Annotated in this window: 2 protein-coding genes; both read left to right on the plus strand. The window is 62.6% G+C overall.

The window, feature by feature from the left end:
* A partial coding sequence (locus EN991_RS37190) for a 2-oxo acid dehydrogenase subunit E2 (RefSeq protein ID WP_206519344.1) occupies positions 1–268 on the plus strand: 268 nt, incomplete at its 5' end.
* Positions 269–417: 149 nt separating this feature from the next.
* On the plus strand, positions 418–1,053 hold the full coding sequence (locus tag EN991_RS37195) for an SGNH/GDSL hydrolase family protein (protein WP_024505188.1): 636 nt from the start codon (positions 418–420) through the stop codon (positions 1,051–1,053).
* The last annotated feature ends 80 nt before the right edge of the window (positions 1,054–1,133 follow it).

Below are 1,133 nucleotides of genomic sequence, written 5' to 3' on the forward strand. Positions count from 1 at the left end.
GTATCAGGGCGGCACCACGGCGGTGTCCAATCTCGGTATGTTCGGCATCAAGGATTTTGCCGCGGTCATCAACCCGCCGCACGCGACCATCCTGGCGGTCGGCGCCGGCGAGGAGCGGGCAGTGGTCAAGAACGGCGAGATCAGAATAGCCACCGTGATGTCGGTGACGCTGTCGACCGACCACCGCGCCGTGGACGGTGCGCTGGGTGCCGAACTGCTGGTCGCCTTCAAGCGGCTGATCGAAAACCCGATGGGCATGCTGGTTTAGGGAAGCGAGAGGGCGGTGCGGATAGTCTTCACCAGCCTCTTCGCTTTCATCATTTCCGGATTCGCCACCGGACTGGCTCCTCGGAAACGGGCGGTCACAACCCATGGATGGCGGGTGAAGCGTGGGTTGATCGACGCACAGGTGGGCGCATGAAGACGGTTCTTTGTTACGGCGACTCGCTGACCTGGGGCTACAATGCCGAAGGTGGCCGCCATGCGCTGGAAGACCGCTGGCCAAGCGTGCTGCAGGCCGGGCTCGATGGTGGCGTCGAAGTTATCGCCGAAGGCCTCAATGGCCGTACCACCGCCTTCGACGACCACCTGGCCGGTGCTGATCGCAACGGCGCCAGGCTGCTGCCAACGGTGCTGACAACCCATGCGCCGATCGACCTGATTGTCATCATGCTCGGCGCCAACGACATGAAGCCGTGGATCCACGGCAATCCCGTCGCGGCCAAGCAGGGTATCCAGCGGCTGATCGACATCGTGCGCGGTCACGATTATCCGTTCGACTGGCCGGCGCCGCAGATCCTGATTGTTTCGCCGCCTGTCGTCAGTCGCACCGAAAATGCCGAGTTCAAGGAAATGTTTGCCGGCGGCGACGACGCCTCGAAGTTTTTGGCACCGCAATATGCCGCGCTCGCCGATGAGGCCGGCTGCGGCTTCTTCGACGCCGGCAGCGTGGCGCAAACCACACCTCTCGACGGTGTTCATCTTGACGCCGAAAATACGCGAAACATCGGCGAGGCGCTGACACCAGTCGTGCGCGTCATGCTGGAATTGTGAAGGAGAAAACCCGTGGCTGAGAACTATGACGTCATCATCATCGGCTCCGGTCCCGGCGGCTATGTCACCGCGGTGCGTTC

The organism is Mesorhizobium sp. M7A.F.Ca.US.005.03.2.1 (assembly GCF_003997795.1).
GTDB lineage: Bacteria > Pseudomonadota > Alphaproteobacteria > Rhizobiales > Rhizobiaceae > Mesorhizobium > Mesorhizobium ciceri.